Here is a 25183-nt window from a genome sequence, read left to right as displayed (position 1 = left end):
TTGGGACCAGTATGTGACGGTTCGTAACGAAGATTGACGTAGTGGGTCGAGTTCTCCGCCCCGCCGGCCGGCGCGCCCGGGGTGCAGAGGTTTGGTCGGCGGTGGTTACATCAACGCGCCAGTGAGTCCGAGCGCACTGCCCGCGGCGATGAGCCACAGGGGATTCCATCGGGTGCGCAGCGTAACGACGACGGCCACCAGCGTGACGAGCCCGCGTGCGAGATTGATATCCACTTCACGCGCGATCAGGGCGCTGCTGGCGGCAAGCAGACCGACGGTAATGGGGGCGAGGCCGGCGCGTACCGCGCGCACCCATGGCGAGCGTTCGTGCCGGTCGACCCATCCGCCGACGAGATAGGCCAGCAGTGAACTAGGCGCGCACTTGGCGAGGGTGGCGGTGAGGGCGCCGGGCAAGCCTGCGGCCTGCAAGCCGATCAGGGTGACGGCCATGCCGTTCGGGCCGGGGGCGGCCTGCGCCAGCGAGAAGAAGGTGACGAATTGGGCATCGGTAATCCAATGGCGCGTTTCGACGGCGTAGCGATGAATGTCGGCGAGCGTGACATTGGTGCCGCCCACGGCGAGCAACGACCAGAGCGTGCCGTGCGCAAAGAGGTCGACGAGCGTGTTCATGGGGCGGCGCTCACGTCCTGGCTGTCCTGTTCGTTCTGTCGATGCCGCCGGGCGCGCCGGTGCGCCGTCAGAATCGCGCATGGGCCGAGCACGCCGAGCACGAGCAACAAGGGCAAGCCGAGCACGAAACTGCCGACGAATGTCGCGCCGGCCAAGGCGAGCGTCGTCCAATGGCGTTCCAGTCCGGCAAGCAAGCGCAGCGAGGTCGCGATGACGAGTCCGGTGGCGGCGGGCATCAGGCCGGAGAGCACGTGCTGAACGAGCGGGGTCTGTCCCCATCGGGCGTAGGCGAGCCCGATCAGGACGATGACGATGGTCGGGCAACAGTAGAGACCGGCGACGGCGGCGATTGCACCGCGCGGGCCACGGAAGCGGCGTCCGAGCACGGTGGCGATATTGGCGACGTTCGGCCCGGGCAGCAATTGTGCGAGCGGGAGCAATTCGGCAAATTCCCGATCGGTGAGCCATCGGCGCTGGTCGACGAGCATGCGCCGTGCCCAGGGCAAGACGCCGCCAAAGCCGGTGGCGCCGATGGCGCCAAAGGCGAGCGCCAGATCGCGGCAGGTAGGTGGTTCAGTGGATGGTTCGGAGCGGCGGGTAATGTGTGGAACGCGTGAATCCGTGAGCGATGCCTTGGGGGCGTCGACATTCGGGGCGCTCGCGGTATCGGCGGCAGGACGTGTCACGATTGTCCGTTGCCGGAGGGTGAGTGGCCGTGGATTTCGTGTTCCAGGCGCACGACCTCCTGAGCGACGAGTGCGATGGCGTTACGAATTTCCATGAGCGCGGTATAGAGAGCTTGCGCGTTCTGGGGGGAATTCATGGCGACGTCACGAGCGGCAGTTTCGATGGCGTCGAGCGACAGGGCGATGCGGTCGAGATTCTCCAGCATGGATCGATCTCCGTTGACGCGCACAGTGCGTGCATAGCCCCATGATACCGAACTGACGTATCCCGGTGGGGGATGTTAGAATGCGTGCCCTTGCCGGGGTGATGAAATTGGTAAACATAGCGGACTTAAAATCCGCCGCCTTCGGGCTTGCCGGTTCAAGTCCGGTCCCCGGTACCACTAAGGCTTCGCGCCACATCAAGACAGACACAGTCATCCCTGTTGTTTCAGGGGGGGTGTTGGATGTCCCGTTCCAGCATCTGTGCAATCGCGTAGTCGAAAGTCGCCTGAGAAGGCTATTCCTGCTTCTCAGTGCACCGGATTTGCACCGAAATTTGCACCCAAAAATTCGGCCGGCGATGTATGGAAGACATTGAAAGCGCGTAGCGCGTCCGGTTCATTCGGTGAAAGTCACCGGCGATGCAATCAGCGGTTTGAAAAAACCGCCAATGCCGCAATCAACGTGGCGCGCGCGGCACCGCTCTTCCGGTGCCGAGGCATCTCGTATCCCACCTACCAAGGCTGTTTCGCGGGGCCGACCGTGAACTCGTTGATCGTGGTGTCGTCGGGCTGATCGATCGCGAAGGCGACGACGCTGGCGATCCGATCCGGGGAAATGCCGTAGGTGTTGTAGAGGCCCTGCATTTGGTCAAGCGATTGCTCGTCGCTGATGGTCGACAGCAATTCAGTATTGATGGCCGCCGGGTAGATCGTCGCAGTGCGAATGTGGGTGCCTTCCAGGGCAGACTCGATGCGCAGCACTTCCATGAAGTCGCGCACGAACCATTTCGTGCCGCCATAGACGGCGCTGCCTGGATAGGCTTTGAGGCCCGCCACCGAAGAGGTGGCAATCACGTGGCCGGACTTCTGCGCAAGGAACTCGGGCAGCACTGCTGCCACCCCATTGAGCACGCCCTTGACGTTCACATCGACCATCTGGTGCCAATCGTCAGTCTTCAGCGCCGAAAGCGGCGAAGTCGGCATCAGGCCGGCATTGAGAAAAATAGCGTCCACGCGGCCAAACCTATCCTTGGCAAGTTTGACAATGGCGTCGTTGTGGGCCTGCTGCGTGACGTCCAATTCCTGATAGACGGCGTGGCCGCCTTGCTGCTCGATTTCATCGACGATCCGCTTCAGGTTGTCTGCACGACGCGCCCCAAGCACAACCTTGGCGCCTTTGCTGGCGAGCAGCTTGGCCGTCGCCTCACCTATTCCGGACGACGCACCGGTGATGATGATGACTTTGTCTTTGATCATGATGTTCTTTGCCTTGATTTGTTCGAGAGGACTACTGCTTGTCGGCATCGAGCATTCCGAGATGCCGATCCAGCGCATCGATGGCACGGCGGGACATGTCGGCATCCACGCGCGACGACAGCACCTGAGTTAGCTGACGCAACTGGCTGGCCGAGATGCCGACGTTCATGCTGATGCGCATGTGCGCCTGCAATTGCGACTCGGCGCCGGGCAGCGCCGAAAGCATGGCCACGGTTGCCAACTCCCGGCTTTGCCAGTCCAAGTTGTCGCGCTCGAAGATGTCGCCGAACAGGTGCGTGCGCAGGTATTCGTTTGCCGAGGGCGCGAAATCGAACAATGGTCCTTGTACCGTTCCGCCCGAGAGCCTGGTCTGGTTGGCCGTGCCTGCGGCCAGCAGTGCGTCGCCCGTGGGGATGGGACGGCTGGGTTCTCGGCCCGGCGCATCCTTGACGCCACGCTGTTTGCGCGCCTCCAGCACCTTCATCAATTCGCCGAGTGCATTAAGGCTGCGCGGGAAGCCTGCGTAGGCGTAGAGCTGCACCAGGATTTCACGGGCGTCGCTCACCGTCATGCCGGCATCCAACCCCTGGACTAGCGCAGCGTTCAGCTTGTCCATGTCGCCCGCTGCGGCAAAGGCCGCGATGGGCACGATGACTTGCTGGCGCGCATTCAAGGTTTCGGAGGTACTTGGTGTTGTCATTTGAGCTTGAGTCATGGGGTTGATGTCCATTTCGTTCGCTGCGTGCCCCAGTGTGGCGACCAGACTCAGGGCCACGGCCAATGCGCCACCATGACGCCAGATAAAGCGGGTCTTAGCGGGCGTTATCAATGCTGTCGCGCACAAAGCAAGTCGGAGCGCTGAGTGCATGGATTTCCTTTGTCGAAGCCGAAACGGCTCAGCCGCGCGGCGGGCCGGCAAGATATTGTTCGTCGGTGACGTGCTCCATCCAATCGACGTTCCTGCCGTCCAGCGCCTCCTGGATGGCGATGTGGGTCATCGCGGTGGTGGGCGTTGCACCGTGCCAGTGCTTGTGTCCAGGCGGGCACCAGATGACATCACCCGCACGGATTTCGACGATGGCTTCGCCATCGCACTGCGTCCAGCCGCAGCCGGCGGTGACGATCAGCGTCTGTCCCAGTGGATGGGTGTGCCATGCGGTGCGTGCGCCCGGCTCGAAGGTGACGGCCGCACATGACACGCGCGCCGGCGCCGGCGGGGCGTTCAGTGGGTCGATACGGACCGTGCCGGTGAACCATTCGGCGGACCCTTTCATGGAAGGTTGACATCCAGCGCGTTTGATTTCCATGGTGTGTTCCCTTTTCGTGCGTGAGTAAACGACGGCCTCGCGACGGCCTCGCGACGGCCTCGCGACGGCCTCGCGACGGCCTCGCGAAGTCCACGCGAAGGCCGCGCGTCAGCGACTTTCGACGCCTTCGATGCGAGCCTTCAGGGGACCGGCGCGATCTTTCGGTCGCGGCGTAATCCTCCAAGTCCAGCGTCAGCTGGCAGTAGCGCGAGAAAGTCGCGGGCAGCGGCGCTGTCCTCCAGCGTTGCGGAAAGCCTCTGTCCGTTGATCGCCAAACGAATGTTCATGGACGCAGTTCCTTCGTTGAATGTCGCCAAGCTTTGCGTGCACCACGGGTCCGGGCCTGTTTCGCACTCCTTCACGCTACCGATGAACCCGAAACCTCATCGGCGGCGGGTGACGATCCGTATGAACTGTATGGCGCTCTCAATTGGTTGAGAAGACCCCAAAAATGATATACGTTGGTGCAAAGGATTCACCAATGACAAAAGAGAACCTCAACGACCTGCGAGCCTTCGTGGCCGTTGCCCGCGAGCGCAGCTTCACCCGCGCGGCCGCCCAGCTCGGCCTGTCACGCTCGGCGCTGAGCCACGCGATGCTGGCATTGGAAGCCCGGCTGGGAGTGCGCCTGCTCACGCGCACCACCCGCAGCGTCTCCACCACCGAGGCCGGAGCGCGGCTGCTGGACGCTGTGGCGCCGCGGCTCGACGAGATCGAACTGGAATTGGGCTCGTTGACTGCACTGCGCGACAAACCGGCCGGCACGGTGCGCATCACGGCACACGACCACGCCATCACCACCGTGCTTTGGCCACGGCTGCTACCGCTGCTGCAGATGTACCCTGACGTACACGTCGAATTCAGCGTGGACTATGCGTTCACCGATATTGCGGCGCGCCGCTTCGACGCAGGCGTGCGCGTAGGGGATCGCGTGGACAAGGACATGATTGCTGTTCGCCTGGCGCCGGAATTACGCATGGCCGTGGCCGCGTCGCCGCGTTACCTCGCGGGAAAGCCGGTTCCCAAGACGCCCCACGACCTGACCGAGCATCGCTGCGTCAACCTGCGACTGCCTACGCACGGCGGCCTGTATGCCTGGGACTTCGAAAAGGATGGACAGTCCCTCAATGTGCGCGTGCGTGGCCAGACCACGTTCAACAATACCTTCCTGATGCTTCAGGCAGCGCTCGATGGAATGGGATTGGCGTTCGTGCCGCTAGATATCATGCAGCCGCATATCGAGGCAGGCCGGTTGATACCTGTGCTGCAAGACTGGTGGCCAATCTTCCCGGGCTATCACCTGTATTACGCCAATCGCAAGCAAATCGCGCCAGCGCTGGCCTTAGTGATCGAGGCATTGCGTTGGCGTGCCGACAGGCCCGCCAGATAAGACTATGTTTCGAGCAGCGGCCCGCAGGACGAATATGGAAACGTCACGGCGTCCGCTTCCGCTTCCGTTTCCGCTAACCGCGACTGTCCCTTGGGGGCGGAATCCGCCATCCGAGACCTCCAACTACCTTCGGTGAAAACTCTCACATCGGTGCACCAAACGTGCACCAAACGTGCACCAAACGTGCACCGATTGACGATATTTTATTGATGTAATTGGTTATCCGGGGGGAAGCTACTCGTCAATCTTTACACCGACCAACATGTTCGTCTGCCTTGATGGGACAAATCCTAATATCGGGTGGGCGGAGGTCGGTGTACTAAAGAGGGCTGTTACGATGGCCGTCCAAAAATGCAACGAACCGTTAAACATAAAGAACGTCTTCGCAAATCGGCTTTGAATGGATTGGCTATCATGCAATTTTTAAGGAGTACATGTATTTGCAGGCGCTTCAGACGCAATTTCATCACTAACATCGGATCCGGGGGAGATTTTGAGCGCTTATGAACATTACGTATGCCCGAATTGCGGGTGTCAGGCGTTTTCCGAGCATAAGACGCGCGCTGCCGAACACGCTGACGACGCCGATCTCAAATGCAATGCGTGCGAGCAAACGTATGCGGTGCTCAACGGAATTCCCCGTTTCGTGCCAAGGGATAATTACGCGACCTCTTTCGGATACCAGTGGAATATTCATCGCCGTTCACAGCTCGATAGCCACACAGGATTGCCAATCTCGCGGGATCGCGTTTTCGGTGTGACGAAGTGGCCTGAGCGGATGGAGGGACAGCGGGTGCTTGAGGCGGGTTCCGGCGCGGGGAGATTTACCGAGATCCTCGTGGGAACCGGAGCGTCTGTATTTTCCTTCGACTACTCGACAGCAGTCGATGCGAATGCGGCGAACAACGGGCATGCGCCAAATCTGAACTTGTTTCAGGGCGATATATTCAATATCCCGTTGGCAAGGGCGTCTTTCGACAAGGTGATGTGTCTGGGGGTGCTTCAGCACACACCGGATCCCGCAAAAGCTTTCGAGAGTCTTGCCGCCATGGTACGTCCGGGCGGCGAACTTGTTGTCGACGCTTATACGCGCAGCGTCGTTTCGGTGCTGCAATGGAAGTACCTCTTGCGCCCCATCACAATGCGCATGAGCCCGCAAACTCTCTACAAGGTCGTGGCGACGGCCACCCCGCCTTTGATTCCAGTCACCAGGCTGCTGCGAAGACTCGGGGGCCGTGCAGGCGCTCGTATCAGTCCGATCTGCGAGTATTCCCATCTTGGCCTGCCAGACGAGATTAACCGCGACTGGGCCATTCTCGACACGTTCGACATGTATTCACCCGCACACGATCATCCGCAGTCCATTGCCGACGTGTCGGGCTGGTTCTCGCGCGCCGGCTTTGTCGACATCGACGTCGGCTACGGGCCGAATGGTGTGATAGGGCGAGGGCGAAGATTGGAGGCTTGACCCTCGCGGGCGTTCGCCACCCGTCAGGATCAGAATCGTCTCAACTCGACGCGAGGTCCCCCGAATGCCCGACACGTCGCGCAACTCGCACGACGGTCCTTATGACCCCGATCATGATCGCGACGATCATCGGCACGGGCATGAGGGGCACCGACACGCGCGCCACGATCATGCCGGGCATGCCGGCCACAACCATGCAGGCCACAGCCACGCCAGAGGCGTGACCGATCAGCGGCGAATCGGCATCGCCTTCGTCCTGATTGCCGTCTTCATGGTCATCGAAATCGTCGGCGGCGTGCTCTCCGGGTCGCTGGCGCTGCTGGCGGACGCCGGGCATATGGTGAGCGATGCGGCCGCATTGGCTTTTAGCTGGATCGCCATCCACTACGGCAAGCGCCCTGCAACATTGCAACTGACGTACGGTTACAAGCGGCTCGAAGTGCTCGCCGCCTTCGTGAACGGCTGCGCGCAAGGCTGCGAAGCACAGACCTCTCCCACGAAGCCTCCTCACGCGTGATCACCGGCCGTACGCGATTCAATCGATCTTTTCGACGTCTGGCAATCGCCATTGCTTGTCGAAGAATGCCTTCTGGGGTTCGTAGAGCCGGAACAGCAGTTCGAATTTCCCGTGCGGATCGGTGGGGACCCAATTGGCTTGTTTGCCCTCGGGCGCTTTCGGGCCGAAGTAGATGTCGACCGAGCCGTCCGCATTTTTTGCGATACCCGTGGTCGTGGACGCCACGCTCGCTTTGGGCATGTTTCGGATCAGCGCATGCGTCTGCCGATCGTACGCCGTTGCCGACCAGTATTGCGCGACCGGGGCGTTGGGGGGCACGACCAGACGGTAGGTGCTGCGCCCATCGAAATCTTTGCCGTTCTTGTCCTTGGCGACCATCAGATAGAACTGCGCGGTTCCCAGCCGTTTGATGCCCGTAAAGCCCAGTGTGTATGTCACGCCGCGCCCGTCGACGGGATATTCGTCCGGGTTCCCGTAGCCGGTGGATACGGCTCTGGCGATTTCCGGCATCGCGGCGGGAAACCATCGGTATTCCGGCACCATCCGCTCAAAGCCCCGGTCGTAGCGCGCGGCCAGCTCCGCATGCGCTTGCCGCGCCGCCGCGTTGAGGATCTTCTCCGTTTTGGCATCGGGCTGATAAGGCTTCCCTTTGTGGATCCCCAATGTGCCGAGATGATCGATCATGACGCGATCGCGCTGAATCCAGGGCTCCTTCTGAACCACGTCGTTCAGGGTCTTGAAAAAACTCGCGTCGTAGCGGATCGTGGCGTCGAACAGCACGTCGTAGGCATCGGTGAAGCGCGTCGGAGGCGGGGCGCTCGCCTGCGACAGCGGATAGACCTTGATGCGTTTTCCGTACTCGACAGATTTAGCGACGTCGGCATCGTTGTGGCTTGCGAGGTTCGAGCGCATCAGCGTGAAGCCGCCATACGTGTCGGATCGTAATGCGATGTATCCCGGCGGCGGCGTGTCCTGGTAATCCGGCGGCAGAATCAGATATTTGCCGCCTTTGCCCTGATCCGCGCCCTGGGGGCCGGCGTCCTCCAGGGGCATTTGCCACGTGGTGACGATATTCACGGCGAGAGAGCCGCCGTCCGCTGGCGGAATTTCCACCACCAGCGGCCCGGACGCCTTCGTGTTCACGAAGGTCATGAAATAAATCGAATCGGGATTCGGCGTGAGGGTCTGGTTCTTCCAGTTCACCGGCTTCGACCAGTAGACGACCTCGTTCTCCCGGGCCGACGTGCTGCGCTGCATTGCCTGCAACATCAGCTCGGTATTGACTGCGGGCATGCCCCAGATAACGGCTTCCACGGCCCGTCGCTCGATCACCGCGTCGTTATCGACTTTTGGCGCGGCGGCCAACGCCAGGTGAGATGCGAGAAGTGAAAAGACGAACACCGCATTTAGATTTTTTCTCATCATGGGTTCCAATGAAGACCATTATTTACGTGAGGGCAATCCGGGTGATTCGCAGGTGCTTCAAGGTCTTGCGTCGATCCGGCGCAGATCGGGAGATGCCGGACGTCATAGCGCGTCGCGCGGTGAAAAAATGCTCGCTAAATCATTGGTGGTGAACGGGTTTTTGTCAACGGTTCGATTTTTGGTCCGAAGCGTCTCGCCCAACTGCCCGGCGTCGCATGTCGACACGTTGCCCATTGGCGGATTTTTTCGCACACGATGGAATAACTGCGGTCCGTGAATCGTTATGAGAACAAGCGGGGCCTTGAACGGGCCTTCTCTTCCTCCCAACAAAACGGAGATGATCATGCCTCAAACACATCTGTCTCGTCGTCAGATGCTCGCCAGCGGTTCGCTTGGCGCTGCTGCGCTCGTCATGTCGAACCTGAGTCTTGCCGCAACGACCTCGTCGAACAGCGCGACCCACGCCGGCAATCAACGAGACGAAGCAGCGCTTCTCGCATATCTCGGTGCGTCGCCGCAGTCGCTGCCCAAGCTTCCGTACGCGCAGGACGCGCTTGCGCCCGTTATCTCGGCTCGCACCGTCGATATTCACTACGGCAAGCACCATCAGGCTTACTTCACCAATCTGAAAAAGCTGCTGGCCGACACGCCGCTCGCCAACGCTACGCTAGAACAGATCATCCTCAAGTCCCATGGTCGCGAAGACATGGAAGACATCTTCAACAACGCGGCGCAGGCCTGGAATCACAACTTCTACTGGAAGTCGTTAAGCCCCGTGCCAACGAAGCCGGACGCGCGTCTGAGCGATGCGATCATCGCAAAATTCGGCTCGTTCGAGGCCCTGTCGAAGCAATTGGTGTCGGTCTCGGCGTCGCAATTCGGCAGCGGCTGGGGATGGCTCGTCGTCGATGACCGGCGCGACCTTGCCGTCGTGAAGACGGGCAACGCCGAGACGCCGTTCACGCGCAACGGACAATTGCCGCTGCTGACCGTCGACGTGTGGGAGCACGCGTACTACCTCGATTATCAGAATCGCCGTGCGGACTATCTCGCGCAAACGATTGCGAAGACATTGAACTGGACGTTTGCCTCGGAGAACTACGCGCGCATCTGAAGCGGTTGCGCGTGCGATGCCGAATGCCCGATCGCCCGGGACTCGGCATTTCGCGCAAGGCAAGGCTCGGGACGTGACGGCAGTGCCATGAGCGGCGCGTCACGTCACGTCATATACATATGCGTATTCTGACTAAGCGGCGGGCGGGTCGCACCGCATAATCGAACGCTGTCCGTGTATTTCGACCGCCATGCAAGCGCTCTCTCTCGCACCTCCCCATCAGTTCTCCGACGTCCGGTTCGTGTTGACGGACATGGACGAAACGCTCACCTATCGGGGACGTCTGCCCGCGCCGACGTATGACGCATTGGCGCGTCTCGAAGCGGCGGGGATTCGCGTCATTCCGGTGACCGCTGCGCCTGCCGGATGGTGCGACCAGATGGCCCGCATGTGGCCCGTCGACGGGGTGATTGCGGAGAACGGCGGGTTATTCCTGCGCAGAGGGCCGGACGGCCATCACGTCGAGCGGCATTTCTGGCATCCGCACGAGCGCCTCGACCAGACAGGCGCGCAGTTGCGCGCGATCGCACAGACGGTGAAGGAGACCTTGCCGCAGGCGGAGCATGCCGACGACCAGATCTTCCGATTGACGAGTCTGGCCTATCGTCGCAGCGACGAGGAATCGGATCAACGGATCCTCGACGTACTGACGCAGGCCGGGGCGAACGCCACCGTCAATAATCTCTGGGTGCTTGGCTGGATAGGCGGCTACGACAAGCTCTCGATGTCGTTGCGTATTCTCGACGACGTGTATGGCGTGGACGCCGATGCGGCGTCGGAATGGATCGCCTATTCGGGGGATTCGACCAACGATGCACCGATGTTCGGCTATTTCAAACACACCGCGGGTGTCAGCACGGTGGTCGATTATCTGCCGCAATTGCCGGTGCCGCCGCGCTGGGTGACGCGGGGGCCGGGGGGCGCGGGCTTTGTCGAATTCGCTAATGCGATTCTCGCGTCACGCAACCTTCACGGCACGCCGAGACGGCACGCCGCGCAAGCGGATCGACTCACTTGAATGTATGCAGATAGGCGATCAGGTCCGCGACCTTGCGTTCGTTGCCGATCCCCCAGAAGCGCATCTTCGTGCCGGGTACGGTATTGCCGGGATTCGCAATGAACGCAGCGAGCGTCTTGTCGTCCCACACCAGTCCGGACTGTTTCATGGCCGCCGAATACTCGAAGTCCTTCAGGCTGCCGGCACGACGCGTGGACAGGCCATTGAGTTGCGGGCCGAAGCCGGAAGCCGCCATCGGCCCGACGGCATGACACGACGCGCAGCGCGAGGCAAACAACGCCTTGCCGGCGTCGACATCGCCAGCGGCGAACGCCGGCGTGCATGTGCTGCATAGCGCCAGGGCGAGGACGCCGGCGCATGCGCGCGCGGCGGAGGAAAACGCAAAGGCAAAAAACGCGTAAGGAGCCGTCATTTGAGCATGGCGCACCCGTAGGCGCGTGGATCGTGCATAAGTGTCGCGCGGCGATTCGCTGGCAAGTCCATGACAGGACGTGGCAAGCACGCAGGAGGGCCGCGCCGGGGGCGAAAACAAGTCGCTAACTTACCCCTTTCCACGCAGGACTGCCAGTAAAGACGTCGAAAAAAAACCGTCCTTGCACTCAGGCAAGGACGGTCCCTTCGGATGTCGCCATCGGCCCGGCGATCGACTCATGCGCCCTTCGTCACGCTCTCCGGCAGATCGCGGCCATGATATTTCTTGTAGATCTCATTGAGCTTGCCATTCTTCAGGTTCGTCCTGACCCAGTTGTTGACCCAGTCCTTGAGTCCGGGCTGATTCTTGTTCAGCGCGATGCCCAGATCGAACTCCTTTTGCGCAAACTTCAGTTCGAGGTTCTTGCCCGGGGCGCGCTTTTGCATTTCGCCCAGATTCGACGGCGTGCTCGAGAAGATATCGACCTGCCCCGTGACCATCGACGTGATCAGCGTGGCGTCATCTTCATAGCGCACGATCTGTGCGCCTTTGGCGTTCGCGCTCGTGAGCGTGTCGTTCACGGTGGCGCGCGTGAGGCCGACACGCTTGCCGTCCAGATCCGCGTAGCTCTTGATGTTCATGCTCTTCGGCGCGCCCACGATGATCGAGATGACGGCGTAGGGAATCGAAAAGTCGACCACCTGCGCGCGTTCCGGCGTGATCGACAGGTCGGCCACCACGAGATCGGCACGGTTGGCTTGCAGCGTCGGCACGCGTGCGGCGTTCGTCACCGACACGATGTCGAGCTTCACGCCCAGATCCTTCGCGAGCAGCTCGGCCGTCTCGACGTCCGAGCCGACGGGCTTCAGGTTGGCGTCGGCATACGAATACAACGGTGTACCCATGGCAATCGCCACGCGGATCTTGCCCGCCTTCTTGATATCGTCGAGCTGGTCGGCAAGCGCGGCGTGCGCCATCGCGCCAAGCACAACGGCGGTGCAGGCCTGGGTGAGGAACGTCTTGAGTTTCATGCAGTGGTCTCCTTCGGATGTTTGTTGTCCTGCCATGCGATGGACTGGCGCGCCCCGCGCGAACGTCATGCCGCGTCGCGCACCCGCCGTCCTTTCGATTTACAGCCCGTTCGCAAGGAACGCACGCAATTCGGGCGTTTGCGGGTTGTCCAGCATGTCGCCTGGACCGACTTCCCATACCTTGCCCTGATGCATGTAGATGATCTGGTCGGCCACGCGTTTGGCGAACGCCATTTCGTGCGTCACGAGCAGCATCGTCATGCCGTCGGCCGCGAGATCTTCCATCACGCGCAGCACTTCGCCCGTGAGTTGCGGATCGAGTGCAGACGTCACTTCGTCGAACAACATGACCTTCGGCGACATGGCGAGCGAGCGGGCAATCGCTACGCGCTGCTGCTGACCGCCGGAGAGTTGCTCGGGATAGCTGTCCGCCTTGTCTGAGAGGCCCACCTGAGCGAGCACTCGTTTTGCGACGTCTTCGGCTTCGCTGCGCGCCATGCGCTTGACATGGCGCAACGCCAGCATGATGTTCTCGCGCACGCTCAGATGCGGGAACAGGTTGTAGCTCTGAAAGACGATGCCGACTTCACGGCGCAGTTGATGCAGGTCGATGGACGGATCTTCGACGCGCAGGCCGCACACCTCGATCGTGCCTTCGTCGATGGTCTCCAGACGGTCGATGCAACGCAAGGCGGTGCTTTTGCCCGAGCCGCTGGCACCGATGATGGCGACCATCTGACCCCGCTCCACTTCGAATGACACGCCCTTGAGCACGGGGTTGTCGCCGAAGCGCTTGTGAATCTCCCTGACCTTAACGATTGCCGACATTGAGCCTGTCCTCCAGTGATGCGCTCCAGCGCGAGAGCGGGTAGCACAGCACGAAATAAAACACCCCAACCAGCGAGAACACGAGGAAGGGCTGGAAAATCGAGTTGTTGATGATTTGTCCTGCGCGGGTCAGCTCGACGAAGCCGATGACCGACGCGAGCGACGTCATCTTGATGATCTGCACCAGAAAACCGATGGTCGGCGGCAGCGACAGACGCACCGCCTGTGGAATGATCACCAGACGCAGCGTCTGCCAGCGCGAGAATGACAGGCACTCCGCCGCTTCCCACTGCGCACGCGGCATGGCCTCTACGCACCCGCGCCAGATGTCGCCGAGATAGGCGCTGGTGTAGACCATCAGGGCAAGGGCTGCCGCCACGATTGACGGCAGTTCGAAGCCATACACCGACAGACCGAAGTAGACGATGAACAGGAGGATCAGCAGCGGAATGCCCTGGATCGCTTCGATGAAGATCTGGGTGGGCAGACGCAGCCAGCGTCGCGGTGAAATGCGGCCAAGCATCACCAGAAAGCCGCCGGCCATGCCGAGCACGAAGGCCAGAGCGGAGAGCACCAGCGTCCAGCCGATCGACTGGACCATGTAGGCCAGATACGTGAGCGAGAAATTGCCGATCATGAAGCGCTCCGTTGCGTGGCGTTGCCCGACGACGTGCCGGAGACGTCCGGGCGGCCGGCACGCGCCGCGGCGGCACGGCGGCGCGCGGCTTGTGCCGTCTGTGCGGCTGCGCGTCGTACGGTGCGGCGGCGCTTGAAGAAGTACTCTCCGGCAGCCCAGGCCACGAGTTTCACAAGCAACGAGAGCGCCAGATACAGGGCCGCGACGACGATGTAGGTCTCGAGCGAGCGGAAGGTGTCCGACTGTACGGTGTTGGCCACCGCGGTGAGTTCTTCTGCGGAAATTTGCGAAGCGATCGCCGAGGCCTGCATCATCAGAATGAACTGCGTGGTGAGCGACGGGTACACCTTCTCGATGGCGGGTTGCAGCATCACGTGCCAGGCGATGCGCCATTTCGAGAGGCCAAGACATTCTGCTGCCTCGATCTGACCGCGTGGCACCGATTCGAGGCCCGCGCGAATGATCTCGGCGGCGTAGGCGCCGATGTTGATCACCATGGCGAGCACCGACGCGGTAAATGTCGGCAAATGCACGCCTATGCTGGCAAGGCCGAAGTACAGCAGGAAGATCTGAACGAGGAACGGCGTGTTGCGCACCGATTCGATATAGATGCCGCAAAGACGCGACAGCAGGCGATGACGACTGCGCTTGGCAAATGCCACCAGCGTGCCGAGCGCCGTACCGATGACGACCGAGAAGACGGTCATCTTCAGGGTCAGCCATGCGCCTTCAAGGAAAACTGGCCAATAGGGCGCCAGTGGGGCGAAGTTCAACGAGAAATGCATGGCAAACGCCTGTCTCCGGTGACGTTCGGGGCCGACGCCCCAGACAGCAGCCTTCGGGGGCGGGAGACCCGTGGCAACTGCGGTGAGTCTTTCTTGTACGTCGTCATATAAGTGATGTGATTTTGCGCACCGGGCTTCCGCGTTGTCAATAGCGGGTCGTTGGGGGGATACCCTTGGCTATGGCCTTGATAATGCAAGGGTTAAAGCGCGCTTGCGAGCGTGCGTGAGGGGTGCCGCGTCGGGTGAACTGCCCTCAACGTCGGGTTGATGGTGACGCGGCTTCGCCCCTTGTCATCGTATCTCTTGTGCGCTCGGAAGCAGATGCAGTGACGGATACAGTGAGGGGCGGGGGACAATGACGACAACGGTGGCAGCGCCGGCCAAACCCCGTACGAGGCGGTGGAGCGGCCCTATAATTATTTGCGTTTGCCGACGGGGCCGATCACGCCATGATCGTGCCGACCTGCTTCGATACAAGACGACACAAATGACGCTCTCCGCGACCGCGCTCGACGAACTCGACCGTAACCTGCTGGCCCTGTTGCGAGTGAATGCCCGCGAGAGCACTGCAAATCTCGCACGAAGGCTGGGTGTTGCGCGCACCACCGTGGTCGCGCGTATTGGCCGGCTGGAGCAGGCCGGCGTCATCGCCGGATACACGGTCCGTCTCGGGCAGGATGCCGCCGGCGGCGGGCTGCAAGCCTGTGTCGGGATCAGCGTGCAACCGCGCTCGGGGCGCGACGTGCTGCGCCGCCTGAACAAGATGCCGGAAATCCATTTGCTGTGCTCCGTGAGCGGCGAGTTCGACTATGTGGCGTGGCTGCACGCGGCGTCGGCAGATCAACTCGATGCACTGCTGGACACCATCGGCGAAATCGACGGCGTGACGCGTACGACGACGTCAGTCGTGCTCGCTCGCAAGATCGACCGGGGCGGCGTACTTCCCTGATTCCTCCCTAATTCCCGCCTAAGCCCATGTGGTTATGGTGTGAGCCGTGACGTTGGGCCGCAGCGTCCGCAGGCCGGGTACCGGCCCGCGCAGTACGCGGTTTGGCGCCCGGGTAATTTTCCGTAACCGGCGCCTAAGAATGGCCGCACAACCCCGCCGGCATTCGCGCTACCCGTATCACTTCCCAAATTTCCTCGTCATCTCTTGACTCGGCAGGTTTGTCGGCCCTCGGCGTTAGTGCTAAACTTATTGAGAATTGTTTGCATTAACTTCTCGACAAAAATTTGGAGTGTGTATGCGCGTGAAATCCCTCGTGGCAGCGATGTTGCTCGCCGGTGCGGCCACCATGGCTCAGGCCGCCGAGTTTCCGATTGGCAAACCGCTGACCGAATCGGGCATGGAAATCAACACGGTGTACCTCCAGCCGATCACGATGGAACCGGTCGGCATGATGCGCGATGCCGCCAAGTCGGACATGCACCTGGAAGCCGACATTCACGCGGTCAAGAACAACCCGAACGGCTACGCCGAAGGCGACTGGATTCCGGGTCTTGAAATCACCTACAAGCTTCAGAAGATGAAAGACGGCAAGCCGGACGGCGTCCCCGTGCAAGGTCTGATGATGCCGATGGTGGCCAGCGACGGCCCGCACTACGGCGACAACGTGAAACTCAACGGAGTTGGCAAGTATCAACTGACGATGGTCGTCAACGCGCCGGGCACGCTCAAGGAGTTCGGCTGCGTGGTGGACAAGAATGCGAAGCCGATGGCCGGCGGCCACATGGATCACGGCGGTGCCGGTCCGTGGTGCTTCGGTCGACACATCGATAAGGAAACCGGCGTGGGTCCGTGGTTCAAGCCCATTACCAAGGTCGTCGATTTCACGTTCTCGGGTATCGGCAAGAAGGGCGGCTACTGAGCCGGGGTAATCTGATGCAGCGTTGGTCTGTCGACCAGCGCTGTTTTCGTTTGGAGCAGAAGGATGAATCAGCGCATCGCGCGCCTGCTGGCCACGATGACGGCCGTGGTGGTGACCTTGTTCGCACTGGGCGGCGCATCGCTTGCCCGTGCCGATGACTTGCCCACCTTCAGGCTGGAAATGAATAACGGCAAGCTCAACCCGGCGCGTATCGAAGTGCCGGCCGGCAAGCGCATCAAGATCGAGGTGCACAACACCGGAACGAATGCCGTCGAATTCGAAAGCCTGCAACTGCGCAAGGAAAAGGTGCTGGCGCCGGGCGCGCAGTCGTTTGTGGTGATCGCACCGCTGCAACCGGGCGAGTACAAGTTTTTCGATGACTTCCACCAGCAGGCGCAGGGCGTCATCGTCGCCAAGTAAGCCGGTCGAGGTTCGAGTCTTTCCAGTCACACCGCAGCACACGTAACGTAGCAGACGTAATACAAAGGAATCACGCGATGGGTCAGGTCATGTTCATCGTCTGGCGCGAAAGCGTCGAGGCATTGCTGGTCGTCGGCATTCTTCATGCCTGGCTGGCCAATCCGGATCACGGCGCCAAACGCGGTCTGCCCTACCTGTGGGCCGGTGTCGCGCTCGGTATTGCGGCGGCCATCGGGCTTGGCGCAGCGCTCGTCGGCTTCACCGAAGTGCTCTCGGGCGACGCGCAGGATTACTTCCAGACCGCGATGGTGCTCGTTGCCAGCGTGCTGATCGTGCAGATGGTGTTCTGGATGAAGCGCAATGGGCGAACGCTCAAGCGCGACATGGAATCGTCCTTGCAGAAGAACCACGATCAGGGCACCTGGTGGGGCGTGCTGGTGCTGGTGGCACTGGCGATTGCCCGCGAAGGCAGCGAGACGGCGATCTTCCTCTACGGTCTGGGCTTCGGGCAGGGCGGCAGCGTGCCGATGTCGATGTGGCTGGCCGTGGCGATCGGGTTCGTGCTCGCGCTCGTTACCTTCTGGCTGCTGCAACTCGGTGGAAAAATTTTTTCGTGGCGTCTGTTCTTCCGCGTCACCGAAATCATGTTGCTGTTCCTTGCGGCCGGTTTGCTGGAGTCGGGGCTGGATCGCCTGATCTCGCTGGAGCTTGTGCCCACACTGGTCGACCAACTGTGGGATACTTCCGCGATTCTCGATGACGCCAGCCCGTTTGGCAGCCTCGTGGCTACACTGACTGGCTACCGCGCGCATCCGTCCGGCATGAATCTGCTCGTGTACGTCGCCTACTGGCTGTTCATGTGGGCATTGCTCAAGCGGGCAGGCACCCCGGCCAAGCAAGTGAAACCTGCCTGAACGACGCGCGTAAAGGCACGCAACCAATACAGTCCGTGTGGCGCCTGGCGGTCTTCCCGCCTGGCGCCGCCAAGATGGATCGACCGGACACGCAGCATACGAGATCCGGCGGCAAGAGCAGGTCGTCCCCCGACGGCGTACCGCGCAGTAGCACGCCACACCGACGCAATACCGACGCAATACCGACGCCACACCGAAGCAATACCGACGCAAGAGCTGAGCATGAGCATCGCCATCACCGTCCCAAACCGACTGGCCCGACTGGGCCTCTGGATGCAACGCCACGGCAAACTGATCCGCGGCGTGCAGTGGGCCATCGTGCTGGTGTATGCGTTCCTCATCTGCGTGCCGGTGGTCATGCCGTTGCCCGACGAGACGGCGCACATCCTCAATAACCTCACCGTCTTCGCCCAGTTCACCTTCTGGGGGATCTGGTGGCCGTTTGTGCTCATCAGCATGGTGCTCATGGGACGCGTGTGGTGCGGCGTGCTCTGCCCGGAAGGCACGCTTTCCGAGTTTGCGAGCCGCCACGGCAAGGGCCGTGCCATTCCGCGCTGGATGCGCTGGGGCGGCTGGCCGTTCGTGGCCTTCGCCGGCACCACGCTGTACGGTCAGATGGTCAGCGTCTACCAATATCCGAAGGCGGTGCTGCTCGTGCTGGGCGGTTCGACCATCGGTGCGATGGTCATCGGCTACTTCTATGGACGCGACAAGCGCGTGTGGTGCAAGTATCTGTGCCCGGTCAATGGCGTGTTCTCGCTGCTCGCGCGTCTCGCGCCGTTCCATTTCAAGGTCAACGAAGAGGCCTGGCGGCAGTCGTACAACACCAAGGGGCACAAGATCATCCCGATCAATTGCGCGCCGCTCGTGCCGCTGCGCAATATGAAGGGCGGTGCGCAGTGCCACATGTGTGGCCGCTGCGCCGGGCATCGAGACGCCATTTCGCTCACCGGCCGCTCCCCCAGCGAAGAGATCGTGAAGTACGGCGCGACCGAGAACAACAGCCTGTGGGACAGCGTACTGGTCAACTTCGGCCTGCTCGGCGTGGCCATCGGCGCCTTCCACTGGACGGTCAATCCGTGGTTCGTTGCGACCAAGACGGCGCTGGCGACCTGGCTGATCGACCGCGACATCATGTGGCCGTTCGAGACGAACGCGCCGTGGTTCATCTTCACCAATTACCCCGAACAGAGCGACGTTTTCACCTGGCTCGACGGCGCCATGGTCGTGACTTACATCCTCGGCAACGGACTCGTGCTGGGACTGGCCTTCAGCCTCATTTTCGCGCTGGCGAACCGCGCGATGGGCCCGTGGCAGACCTCGCGGTTCAATCATCTCGTGCAGTCGCTCATTCCGATTGCGGGCGCCGGCGTGTTCATCGGCCTGTCGGCCACGACGGTCAGCCTGCTGCGCGCCGAGCATCTGCCCATCTACTGGGCGAACGACGTGCGTGCCGCGATCCTCGCCGTGACCACGCTGTGGAGTCTCTGGCTGGGATGGCGAGTCACAGGACGTCACGCGACGTCGCTGGTACGGCGTTTAGCCGGGATGGCCGGGATCGTGGCGGCGCTCGCGCTCGTGAACTGGCTCTGGTTGCTGATGTTCTGGATCTGGTAACGCCATCCGCGCGGGGCGCGGCGGGTGACATGTCGATTGGTGTGTCGATCGGTGTGTCGATTGGCGGGCACCAGACGCGTGGCCTACAATGTCGCCACGAATTCTCCTGCGCTTCTTCTGCGTGACGCCCATGTTGCTCGCTCAACGTCTTCCGCTGTACTTCCGCCTCGTTCGTCTGGATAAGCCGATCGGCACCGTGCTGCTGCTGTGGCCGACGCTTTCGGCGCTGTGGATTGCGTCGAACGGACACCCCGACCCGCTGCTGGTCGTGATCTTCACGCTCGGCACCTTCCTCATGCGCTCTGCGGGCTGCGCCATCAACGATTACGCCGACCGCGACTTCGACAAGTTCGTCAAGCGCACGAAGGAGCGTCCGATTACCTCGGGACGCATCCGCGCCTGGGAAGCGCTCGCCGTCGCCGCCACGCTCGCCATCGTCAGCTTTCTGTTGATTCTGCCGCTCAATGGCCTGACCAAGGGGTTGTCGATTCCGGCGCTGTTCGTCGCTGGCACGTATCCCTTCACCAAGCGCTTCTTCGCATTGCCACAGGCCTATCTCGGCGTGGCGTTCGGCTTCGGCATTCCGATGGCGTTCGCCGCCGTGCAGGATCAGGTGCCGGCGATCGCGTGGGTGTTACTGCTCTCGAACGTGTTCTGGTCGCTCGCTTACGACACCGAGTACGCCATGGTCGATCGCGACGACGACCTGAAGATCGGCATCAAGACGTCTGCCATCACGTTCGGGCGATTCGACGTGGCGGCGGTCATGCTGTGCTATGCCGGTGCGCTCGGCATTCAGGCGCTGGTCGGCGCCTACCTCGGCTTCGGCTGGCCGTTCTGGCTCGGCATGGCGGTCGCTGTGAGCTTCGCCATCTATCACTATTTCCTGATTCGCGGCCGTGAGCGCATGCCGTGCTTCGCGGCGTTCCGTCACAACAACTGGCTGGGCGCCGCCGTTTTCGCGGGCATCGCCGGACACTATCTGCTGACGGCGTAAGCGCGCCCGACGGGCGCGAAACCACAAAAGGCGGCGCATGATGCGCCGCTTTTTTGTTGCGCATGCGCAAGCGTCCATGGGCTAACAGGCCGGGCGTTGTGCGCCGAAGTATTTCTCCAGCAAGGCGTCGAGTACGGCAACCGTGAGGACATCGGGTACACCGTCGTACCGATGCGTCGGGCAAAAGTGCATTTGGAACGACTGGACGACATGCCGCGTCGCGTCATCCAACTCGCCGGATTGCGGTGTGTCGTAGCCATAAGCGAGCAGTTTCGCCTGCAGTGCCGCGATGTCGCCACGGTACGGCGCGTTCTCGGCAAAGCACGCGACCGTCGCCTCATTCGGCCACGCACCCAGTCCGCGCTCGTAGAGGCGCTTCCACGGAAAATGTGGCCCGGGATCGACCTTGCGTCCCGGGGCGATGTCGGCGTGACCGACCACGCGCGTCGACGCGATGCGATGGCGCTGCACGATGGCGGTGGCCAACTGGCATACGACGTCGATCTGCGCGTACGGGTACGCGTGCCATCGCCGTCCCGCCAAGGGCCGTTCCTTGTCGGTCGGTTCGAACCCGGGATTGACGATCGAGATACCTATCGACGAGGCATTCAACATTCGCGTAAGCGCTCGATGTGTACCGTAGATCGGGTTGTTGACGCGGCGGTAAATGGCGGTTAGCGAATGGGTTCGATCTTGGCGATGTCAGGCAGTTGCTGCGCCACGTTCCATGGCAGCAACTCGTCGATCCGATTGACCGGGTGATCGGCGATGCGCTCGAGCACGTAGGCGAGGTAGGCTTCGGGGTTGATGCCGTTCAAGCGTGCCGTGCCGATCAGGCTGTACATCGCCGCAGCACGCTCACCGCCCGAGTCGGCGCCGGCAAACAGATAATTGCGGCGGCCAATCGCCACGCCGCGCAGCGCACGCTCGGCAATCAGGTTATCGATCTCCGCCTGCCCGTCCTCGCAGTAATAGGCGAGCGCGGGCCAGCGGTTCAGGGAGTACTGAATCGCGCGGGTGGTGTCGGACTTCGCAGAGAGTGTTGGCAGCACTGATTCGTACCACTGCCGTAACGCTTCGAGCCGAGGTACAGCCTGTGCCTGTCGCACTTGCCGTCGCTCGTCCGGTGGTTTGCCCCGGATTTCGGCTTCTATGCGATATAGCTCGCCGATGCGGTGCAGAGCTTCTTCTGTAATGGCGTTGGGGCGTACCGCATGCAGGTCGTAGATCTTGCGTCGCGCGTGCGCCATGCACGCCGCTTCGCGGATGCTGTCGTTTTCATAAAGTGGCGCGTAACCGGCAAACGCATCGGCTTGCAGCACCCCGTTAAAGCTTGCCAGATGTCGCTGTGGGTGCTCGCCCCGTCGATCAGGCGTGTAAGCAAACCAAACGGCAGGTGCCTCATGGGAGCCGCACGGCCGGTCATCACGCACGTACACCCAGAGCCGTCCAGTCTTGGTGCTACCTCGCCCGGGCTCTAACACCGGCAATGGTGTGTCATCGCCGTGGACCTTGGTGCCGCCCAGCGCGTAGGCACGCACAGCATCCACCAGCGGATTTAACAACCAGCTCACGCGCCCCAGCCAATGCCCCATCTGCCCGGCCTCGAGTTCCACACCGTCACGGGCATAGATCGCCTGCTGGCGGTACAGCGGTTGGTGATCGAGGAATTTGCTGGTAATGATGTGCGCGAGCAGATGGGGGCCAGCCACGCCACGCTCAATCGGGCGACTCGGTGCCGGCTGCTGCACAATCGTGTCGCAGCACGCACAAGCGAGCTTGGGGCGGCGGTGGCGAATCACACGGAAGTGCGCTCGCACGTATTCGAGCTGCTCCGAGACGTCTTCTCCCAGCGGCTTGAGTTTGCCGCCACAGGCCGGGCAATCTTCGGCCTCGGGTAGGTAGACGCGCTCTTCACGCGCAAGGTGTTCTGGCAGCGCCTGGCGCTCGGATCGGACTTTTACTTGGGACTTAATCGGCGTGGCAGCCTCGGTGGCACCTTCGGCGGCTTGCAAGTCCTCCAGACGCAGCTCGAGTTGTTCGATCTGGCGTGCGAGCTTCTCGGATTTTCGTCCAAACTGCATGCGCTTGAGCTTGTCGATGAGCAGCTTCAAATGCGCAATCTCTTGCTCGCGCGATGTGAGGCGCGTTTGCAGCGCGGCGAGCTGTATTTCGCGCTCGTGCAAAACCTGCTGGCTAGCCAACACCAACGCCTTGAGGGCATCGATGTCGTCAGGCAGATTGGCGCGGGAGAAGCTCATGACGTAAGCCTATCGTCCAGTGCGCCCGCTGCCTATCGGATATCTCCCAAAAAATACGTTATCTCGCACTGCGTGGGCGAGCCGCGTCGATGGGCTCGCGCCAATCGAACCCTTCAAGCAAGAGTGAGAGCTGCGCAGTGGTGAGTGCCACGACACCACCATCGGCCCGTGGCCACGCGAAGCGACCTTTCTCCAGCCGCTTGGCCAGCAAGCACAATCCGCCATCGCTCCAGCACAGCGCTTTGAGCAAATCACCACGACGACCACGAAACAGGAAGATGTGCCCCGAGAACGGATCCTTATGCAGCACCGACTCGACCTTGGCAGCTAAACCATTGAAGCCGCAGCGCATATCTGTCACGCCAGCGGCGATCCACACACGCGTGTTCGAGGGCAACCCGATCATGTGCGTAGCTCCGAAATCAACTCGCGCAGTAACTCCAAACTCAGCGGACCATCGAAGCGCATTGTGCCGCCACGCATCACCAACTCGATCTTCCCCTCGTGCCTCGATGAACATCGTGAGGTCGGGACTGCTTGGTCTGCCGTCGGCGTGGCGATGCCAACGAGAGCCTTCGTGATCGTCACGGGAACAAACTCGGTCACCGAAGCCGCGGAACTCTGGCGAGTAACAAGCTCAGGTGTGACATCACCGTAAGCGCCAGCCAGATAATGCCGGCGCCATTTGAATAACAAGTTGGCGTTGATGCCTGCCTTGCGCGCTGTCAAAGCAACCGACGCACCTGGCCTTAACGTTGCCTCGACCGTCGCGCGCTTGAACTCCATTGGGAAATTCGCTCGTCGGTAAGGTACCGCTTCCACAGCCACACTCAAAACCTTGTCCACTTTTGTGCCCACCATTTCATTTGGTGGACGCAAAAGTACCCACATACTCTCCTCGCATCAAGACGGTACTCCTCGAGCCTTTACACATTCGCTCACCCTGCCATGCGCTCACGCCGGCGTGGTGCGCCAGTTGCGTTTCGGGCACGAGTTGGTAGACATGGAAGTGTCCGTCGCTGCGGGGCGTATCCGGCACGAGGTAATGCGCGCTGACGCTCCGCGCGACATTCGTCAGGATCTGGAGCGATTCGGCTAGCGAGACTTCGGTGTAATGCAGCACGAGTGTGCGGATGCGGCATTCCTGATTCGGCGAGCGTACCGACGTATCGATATCGAACTCGACGGATCGGGGCCCGGGCGACGCCGAGGCGGCGGGCGATGTCGTCGTGCTTGCCTGCGTGAGCGGGGGAGCCCCCAGCGCGACGCACAGGCCGGTGGCCCTGGCGAGAAAATCCCGGCGTTGGGACGTCGTGGCGTCGCCAACAGGCGTCTGTCGAACGTTACGCATCGGTCTTCTGTCACGTCGTTGGGACTCGGACAGCGTAGTCGTTGGTGAGCGTCGACGACTTGTGAGAATGGCTCACGCCGGACCCGCGCAGGCGGGGCCGGCATGATCGCGGGCATGCCGTTGCCGCGAACGATGGGCAATCGAGCGATTGCCCAGAGGACGATACGAAATGCTGCCCGAGGGCGATCAGGCGTCACCCAGTTCGTCGCCGAGTTCCTTGGCGCGGCTGTTGGCAGCCTTCACGCCGCGTACGATCGCGTCCTTGATCGCATCCTTTTCGAATGACGAGATGGCCGCGAAGGTCGTGCCGCCCTTGGACGTCACCCGGTCACGCAACACGCTGGCGGGTTCGGTCGAGTCTGCCGCGAGTTGCGAAGCGCCGGTAAACGTGGCGATGGCAAGCTGGCGTCCCTGCTCGGGCGTGAAACCCAGTTCCTGCGCCGCTTGTTCCAATGCCTCGATGAAGTAGAAGACGTAGGCGGGCCCGCTGCCCGAAATCGCCGTCACGGCATCGAGCTGGCTTTCCTTCTCGACCCAGACGATCTCGCCGGCGGCGCTCAGCACGTTTTCGGCACGCTTGCGCTGGTCGGAATCCACGCCCGAGAGCGCGATCAGACCGGTGATGCCCTTGCCGATCAAAGCGGGCGTATTCGGCATGCAGCGCACGATCTGGTTGTGGCCACCGAGCCAGCGCGCCAGATCGGAGGCGCGAATTCCTGCGGCGATGCTGATGACCAGTTGGCCGTTCAGATGCGGCTGGAGGGCTTGCGCGACATCCTTGAGGACCTGGGGTTTGACGGCGAGCACGAGCGTGTCGTAATCACGCAGCCGGTCATTGGGGGCGCTGGCGGTCTCGATGTTGTGTTGCCTGACGAGACCTTCGCGCGTCGATTCGTTGACGTCGATGGCGAGAATGTCGCGCGGGGCCGTGCCGCGCTTGACGAGTCCGCCGATCAAGGCGTTGGCCATGTTGCCGCCGCCGATGAATGCAATTCTCATAACCATCCTTTTGCGTTGCGTATGTCGTTACTCGTGACTCTGTTGCTG

At 61.7% G+C, this 25183-nt stretch carries 30 protein-coding genes, 1 tRNA gene and 1 pseudogene; 13 read left to right on the top strand and 19 right to left on the bottom strand.

All coding sequences use genetic code 11. The features are described from left to right. Positions 1-105 precede the first annotated feature (105 nt). The 3 genes from UC34_RS19970 to UC34_RS19960 are packed head-to-tail and all read right to left on the bottom strand — an operon-like array spanning position 106 to position 1522. Positions 106-630: a chromate transporter gene (locus tag UC34_RS19970; RefSeq protein WP_044456912.1), complete on the bottom strand. Its 525-nt coding sequence runs from the start codon at positions 628-630 to the stop codon at positions 106-108. Beyond that, positions 627-1316, bottom strand: coding sequence for a chromate transporter (locus UC34_RS19965; protein ID WP_237165162.1), 690 nt, complete (start codon positions 1314-1316; stop codon positions 627-629). Before UC34_RS19965 ends, UC34_RS19970 begins: the two co-directional genes overlap by 4 nt. After that, positions 1313-1522: a hypothetical protein gene (locus tag UC34_RS19960; RefSeq protein WP_044456911.1), complete on the bottom strand. Its 210-nt coding sequence runs from the start codon at positions 1520-1522 to the stop codon at positions 1313-1315. The genes UC34_RS19965 and UC34_RS19960 overlap by 4 nt, the downstream gene beginning before the upstream one ends. Positions 1523-1614: 92 nt before the next feature. Here UC34_RS19960 and UC34_RS19955 point away from each other — a divergent pair. Further along, positions 1615-1699, top strand: a tRNA-Leu gene (locus UC34_RS19955). 333 nt (positions 1700-2032) lie between these two features. Here the strand turns inward: UC34_RS19955 and UC34_RS19950 are convergent. The 4 genes from UC34_RS19950 to UC34_RS25650 form a co-directional block, all read right to left on the bottom strand. Then, positions 2033-2776 (bottom strand): SDR family oxidoreductase, encoded by a 744-nt coding sequence (locus UC34_RS19950; RefSeq protein WP_044458462.1) that lies wholly within the window; start codon positions 2774-2776, stop codon positions 2033-2035. A gap of 31 nt (positions 2777-2807) precedes the next feature. Beyond that, positions 2808-3476, bottom strand: coding sequence for a carboxymuconolactone decarboxylase family protein (locus tag UC34_RS19945; RefSeq protein ID WP_044456910.1), 669 nt, complete (start codon positions 3474-3476; stop codon positions 2808-2810). Positions 3477-3672: 196 nt separating this feature from the next. After that, positions 3673-4083, bottom strand: coding sequence for a (R)-mandelonitrile lyase (locus UC34_RS19940; protein WP_044456909.1), 411 nt, complete (start codon positions 4081-4083; stop codon positions 3673-3675). Between the two features lie 140 nt (positions 4084-4223). Then, entirely contained in the window at positions 4224-4370 is a 147-nt protein-coding gene (locus UC34_RS25650; RefSeq protein WP_167370673.1) for a cyclophilin-like fold protein, read from the bottom strand. Positions 4371-4564: 194 nt separating this feature from the next. Between UC34_RS25650 and UC34_RS19935 the strand changes: the two genes are divergently transcribed. From UC34_RS19935 to UC34_RS25920, 4 genes are all read left to right on the top strand, one after another. Further along, complete coding sequence (locus tag UC34_RS19935) at positions 4565-5473, top strand: LysR family transcriptional regulator (protein WP_044456908.1); 909 nt, start codon at positions 4565-4567, stop codon at positions 5471-5473. A 493-nt stretch (positions 5474-5966) separates the two neighbouring features. Then, positions 5967-6941 (top strand): class I SAM-dependent methyltransferase, encoded by a 975-nt coding sequence (locus UC34_RS19930; protein ID WP_157123245.1) that lies wholly within the window; start codon positions 5967-5969, stop codon positions 6939-6941. Positions 6942-7042: 101 nt separating this feature from the next. Next, positions 7043-7165 (top strand): hypothetical protein, encoded by a 123-nt coding sequence (locus tag UC34_RS26015; RefSeq protein WP_257786672.1) that lies wholly within the window; start codon positions 7043-7045, stop codon positions 7163-7165. Further along, on the top strand, positions 7162-7458 hold the full coding sequence (locus tag UC34_RS25920) for a cation diffusion facilitator family transporter (RefSeq protein WP_052811141.1): 297 nt from the start codon (positions 7162-7164) through the stop codon (positions 7456-7458). The genes UC34_RS26015 and UC34_RS25920 overlap by 4 nt, the downstream gene beginning before the upstream one ends. A gap of 18 nt (positions 7459-7476) precedes the next feature. Here the strand turns inward: UC34_RS25920 and UC34_RS19920 are convergent, their stop codons facing one another. Further along, positions 7477-8880, bottom strand: coding sequence for a DUF1214 domain-containing protein (locus UC34_RS19920; protein ID WP_044458459.1), 1404 nt, complete (start codon positions 8878-8880; stop codon positions 7477-7479). A 526-nt stretch (positions 8881-9406) separates the two neighbouring features. Here UC34_RS19920 and UC34_RS19915 point away from each other — a divergent pair. Both UC34_RS19915 and UC34_RS19910 read left to right on the top strand, forming a co-directional pair. Beyond that, positions 9407-9997 (top strand): superoxide dismutase, encoded by a 591-nt coding sequence (locus UC34_RS19915; protein WP_237165349.1) that lies wholly within the window; start codon positions 9407-9409, stop codon positions 9995-9997. 190 nt (positions 9998-10187) lie between these two features. Then, positions 10188-11015, top strand: a complete 828-nt coding sequence (locus UC34_RS19910) for an HAD-IIB family hydrolase (RefSeq protein ID WP_044456907.1) — start codon at positions 10188-10190, stop codon at positions 11013-11015. Here UC34_RS19910 and UC34_RS19905 read toward each other — a convergent pair. The 5 genes from UC34_RS19905 to UC34_RS19885 all read right to left on the bottom strand — a co-directional run bounded on the left by UC34_RS19905 (position 11008) and on the right by UC34_RS19885 (position 14708). Then, on the bottom strand, positions 11008-11427 hold the full coding sequence (locus tag UC34_RS19905) for a c-type cytochrome (protein ID WP_084070841.1): 420 nt from the start codon (positions 11425-11427) through the stop codon (positions 11008-11010). The two genes, UC34_RS19910 and UC34_RS19905, sit on opposite strands and share 8 nt — an antisense overlap. Positions 11428-11663: 236 nt before the next feature. Beyond that, the gene (locus tag UC34_RS19900; RefSeq protein WP_044456906.1) at positions 11664-12458 is read right to left on the bottom strand and encodes a transporter substrate-binding domain-containing protein; all 795 of its coding nucleotides are present in this window, start codon (positions 12456-12458) and stop codon (positions 11664-11666) included. Between the two features lie 99 nt (positions 12459-12557). Then, the gene (locus UC34_RS19895; RefSeq protein ID WP_044456905.1) at positions 12558-13286 is read right to left on the bottom strand and encodes an amino acid ABC transporter ATP-binding protein; all 729 of its coding nucleotides are present in this window, start codon (positions 13284-13286) and stop codon (positions 12558-12560) included. Further along, positions 13270-13923 (bottom strand): amino acid ABC transporter permease, encoded by a 654-nt coding sequence (locus UC34_RS19890; protein WP_044456904.1) that lies wholly within the window; start codon positions 13921-13923, stop codon positions 13270-13272. The genes UC34_RS19895 and UC34_RS19890 overlap by 17 nt, the downstream gene beginning before the upstream one ends. Then, the gene (locus UC34_RS19885) at positions 13920-14708 is read right to left on the bottom strand and encodes an amino acid ABC transporter permease (protein WP_044456903.1); all 789 of its coding nucleotides are present in this window, start codon (positions 14706-14708) and stop codon (positions 13920-13922) included. Before UC34_RS19885 ends, UC34_RS19890 begins: the two co-directional genes overlap by 4 nt. Positions 14709-15195: 487 nt before the next feature. Here UC34_RS19885 and UC34_RS19880 point away from each other — a divergent pair, with 487 nt between their 5' ends. The 6 genes from UC34_RS19880 to ubiA all read left to right on the top strand — a co-directional run bounded on the left by UC34_RS19880 (position 15196) and on the right by ubiA (position 20524). Beyond that, complete coding sequence (locus UC34_RS19880; protein ID WP_044456902.1) at positions 15196-15657, top strand: Lrp/AsnC family transcriptional regulator; 462 nt, start codon at positions 15196-15198, stop codon at positions 15655-15657. A gap of 295 nt (positions 15658-15952) precedes the next feature. Further along, positions 15953-16576 (top strand): iron transporter, encoded by a 624-nt coding sequence (locus UC34_RS19875; RefSeq protein WP_044456901.1) that lies wholly within the window; start codon positions 15953-15955, stop codon positions 16574-16576. Positions 16577-16672: 96 nt separating this feature from the next. Then, positions 16673-16996, top strand: a complete 324-nt coding sequence (locus UC34_RS19870; RefSeq protein ID WP_044458456.1) for a cupredoxin domain-containing protein — start codon at positions 16673-16675, stop codon at positions 16994-16996. Between the two features lie 77 nt (positions 16997-17073). Continuing rightward, positions 17074-17910, top strand: coding sequence for an FTR1 family iron permease (locus UC34_RS19865; RefSeq protein ID WP_044456900.1), 837 nt, complete (start codon positions 17074-17076; stop codon positions 17908-17910). 222 nt (positions 17911-18132) lie between these two features. Next, a complete protein-coding gene (locus UC34_RS19860; protein ID WP_174556773.1) occupies positions 18133-19527 on the top strand; it encodes a 4Fe-4S binding protein in 1395 nt (464 codons plus the stop codon). Positions 19528-19657: 130 nt separating this feature from the next. Beyond that, positions 19658-20524, top strand: a complete 867-nt coding sequence (gene ubiA, locus UC34_RS19855) for a 4-hydroxybenzoate octaprenyltransferase (RefSeq protein ID WP_044458454.1) — start codon at positions 19658-19660, stop codon at positions 20522-20524. Between the two features lie 93 nt (positions 20525-20617). Here ubiA and UC34_RS19850 read toward each other — a convergent pair. The 6 genes and pseudogenes from UC34_RS19850 to proC all read right to left on the bottom strand — a co-directional run. Continuing rightward, positions 20618-21142, bottom strand: a pseudogene (locus UC34_RS19850) (N-acetylmuramoyl-L-alanine amidase); the annotation flags it as partial. A 56-nt stretch (positions 21143-21198) separates the two neighbouring features. Continuing rightward, positions 21199-22785, bottom strand: coding sequence for an IS66 family transposase (tnpC, locus tag UC34_RS19845; RefSeq protein ID WP_044453172.1), 1587 nt, complete (start codon positions 22783-22785; stop codon positions 21199-21201). Positions 22786-22843: 58 nt separating this feature from the next. Further along, entirely contained in the window at positions 22844-23191 is a 348-nt protein-coding gene (gene tnpB / locus UC34_RS19840) for an IS66 family insertion sequence element accessory protein TnpB (RefSeq protein ID WP_044453173.1), read from the bottom strand. Then, complete coding sequence (tnpA, locus tag UC34_RS19835) at positions 23188-23676, bottom strand: IS66-like element accessory protein TnpA (protein WP_084070255.1); 489 nt, start codon at positions 23674-23676, stop codon at positions 23188-23190. Before tnpA ends, tnpB begins: the two co-directional genes overlap by 4 nt. Next, positions 23648-24136, bottom strand: a complete 489-nt coding sequence (locus tag UC34_RS19830; protein WP_052811139.1) for an N-acetylmuramoyl-L-alanine amidase — start codon at positions 24134-24136, stop codon at positions 23648-23650. The genes tnpA and UC34_RS19830 overlap by 29 nt, the downstream gene beginning before the upstream one ends. Before the next feature lie 186 nt (positions 24137-24322). Further along, a complete protein-coding gene (proC, locus tag UC34_RS19825) occupies positions 24323-25135 on the bottom strand; it encodes a pyrroline-5-carboxylate reductase (protein WP_044456899.1) in 813 nt (270 codons plus the stop codon). Positions 25136-25183: the final 48 nt, after the last annotated feature.

It is taken from the genome of Pandoraea vervacti (assembly GCF_000934605.2).
Lineage (GTDB): Bacteria > Pseudomonadota > Gammaproteobacteria > Burkholderiales > Burkholderiaceae > Pandoraea > Pandoraea vervacti.
Note: the sequence above shows the minus strand (reverse complement) of the source record. Positions and strands in the feature narration are given on the sequence as shown.

Coding starts and splice junctions, on each gene's coding strand:
- UC34_RS19905 (WP_084070841.1), bottom strand. CDS start 11,427: ATGACGGCTCCTTACGCGTTTTTTGCCTTTGCGTTTTCCTCCGCCGCG.
- UC34_RS26015 (WP_257786672.1), top strand. CDS start 7,043: ATGACCCCGATCATGATCGCGACGATCATCGGCACGGGCATGAGGGGC.
- UC34_RS19960 (WP_044456911.1), bottom strand. CDS start 1,522: ATGCTGGAGAATCTCGACCGCATCGCCCTGTCGCTCGACGCCATCGAA.
- UC34_RS19940 (WP_044456909.1), bottom strand. CDS start 4,083: ATGGAAATCAAACGCGCTGGATGTCAACCTTCCATGAAAGGGTCCGCC.
- UC34_RS19910 (WP_044456907.1), top strand. CDS start 10,188: ATGCAAGCGCTCTCTCTCGCACCTCCCCATCAGTTCTCCGACGTCCGG.
- tnpB (WP_044453173.1), bottom strand. CDS start 23,191: ATGATCGGGTTGCCCTCGAACACGCGTGTGTGGATCGCCGCTGGCGTG.
- UC34_RS19935 (WP_044456908.1), top strand. CDS start 4,565: ATGACAAAAGAGAACCTCAACGACCTGCGAGCCTTCGTGGCCGTTGCC.
- UC34_RS19885 (WP_044456903.1), bottom strand. CDS start 14,708: ATGCATTTCTCGTTGAACTTCGCCCCACTGGCGCCCTATTGGCCAGTT.
- UC34_RS19830 (WP_052811139.1), bottom strand. CDS start 24,136: ATGCGTAACGTTCGACAGACGCCTGTTGGCGACGCCACGACGTCCCAA.
- proC (WP_044456899.1), bottom strand. CDS start 25,135: ATGAGAATTGCATTCATCGGCGGCGGCAACATGGCCAACGCCTTGATC.
- UC34_RS19890 (WP_044456904.1), bottom strand. CDS start 13,923: ATGATCGGCAATTTCTCGCTCACGTATCTGGCCTACATGGTCCAGTCG.
- UC34_RS19875 (WP_044456901.1), top strand. CDS start 15,953: ATGCGCGTGAAATCCCTCGTGGCAGCGATGTTGCTCGCCGGTGCGGCC.
- UC34_RS19865 (WP_044456900.1), top strand. CDS start 17,074: ATGGGTCAGGTCATGTTCATCGTCTGGCGCGAAAGCGTCGAGGCATTG.
- UC34_RS19970 (WP_044456912.1), bottom strand. CDS start 630: ATGAACACGCTCGTCGACCTCTTTGCGCACGGCACGCTCTGGTCGTTG.
- UC34_RS19945 (WP_044456910.1), bottom strand. CDS start 3,476: ATGACAACACCAAGTACCTCCGAAACCTTGAATGCGCGCCAGCAAGTC.
- UC34_RS19880 (WP_044456902.1), top strand. CDS start 15,196: ATGACGCTCTCCGCGACCGCGCTCGACGAACTCGACCGTAACCTGCTG.
- UC34_RS25650 (WP_167370673.1), bottom strand. CDS start 4,370: ATGAACATTCGTTTGGCGATCAACGGACAGAGGCTTTCCGCAACGCTG.
- tnpA (WP_084070255.1), bottom strand. CDS start 23,676: ATGTGGGTACTTTTGCGTCCACCAAATGAAATGGTGGGCACAAAAGTG.
- UC34_RS19950 (WP_044458462.1), bottom strand. CDS start 2,776: ATGATCAAAGACAAAGTCATCATCATCACCGGTGCGTCGTCCGGAATA.
- UC34_RS19895 (WP_044456905.1), bottom strand. CDS start 13,286: ATGTCGGCAATCGTTAAGGTCAGGGAGATTCACAAGCGCTTCGGCGAC.
- ubiA (WP_044458454.1), top strand. CDS start 19,658: ATGTTGCTCGCTCAACGTCTTCCGCTGTACTTCCGCCTCGTTCGTCTG.
- UC34_RS19920 (WP_044458459.1), bottom strand. CDS start 8,880: ATGAGAAAAAATCTAAATGCGGTGTTCGTCTTTTCACTTCTCGCATCT.
- tnpC (WP_044453172.1), bottom strand. CDS start 22,785: ATGAGCTTCTCCCGCGCCAATCTGCCTGACGACATCGATGCCCTCAAG.
- UC34_RS19870 (WP_044458456.1), top strand. CDS start 16,673: ATGACGGCCGTGGTGGTGACCTTGTTCGCACTGGGCGGCGCATCGCTT.
- UC34_RS19900 (WP_044456906.1), bottom strand. CDS start 12,458: ATGAAACTCAAGACGTTCCTCACCCAGGCCTGCACCGCCGTTGTGCTT.
- UC34_RS19860 (WP_174556773.1), top strand. CDS start 18,133: ATGAGCATCGCCATCACCGTCCCAAACCGACTGGCCCGACTGGGCCTC.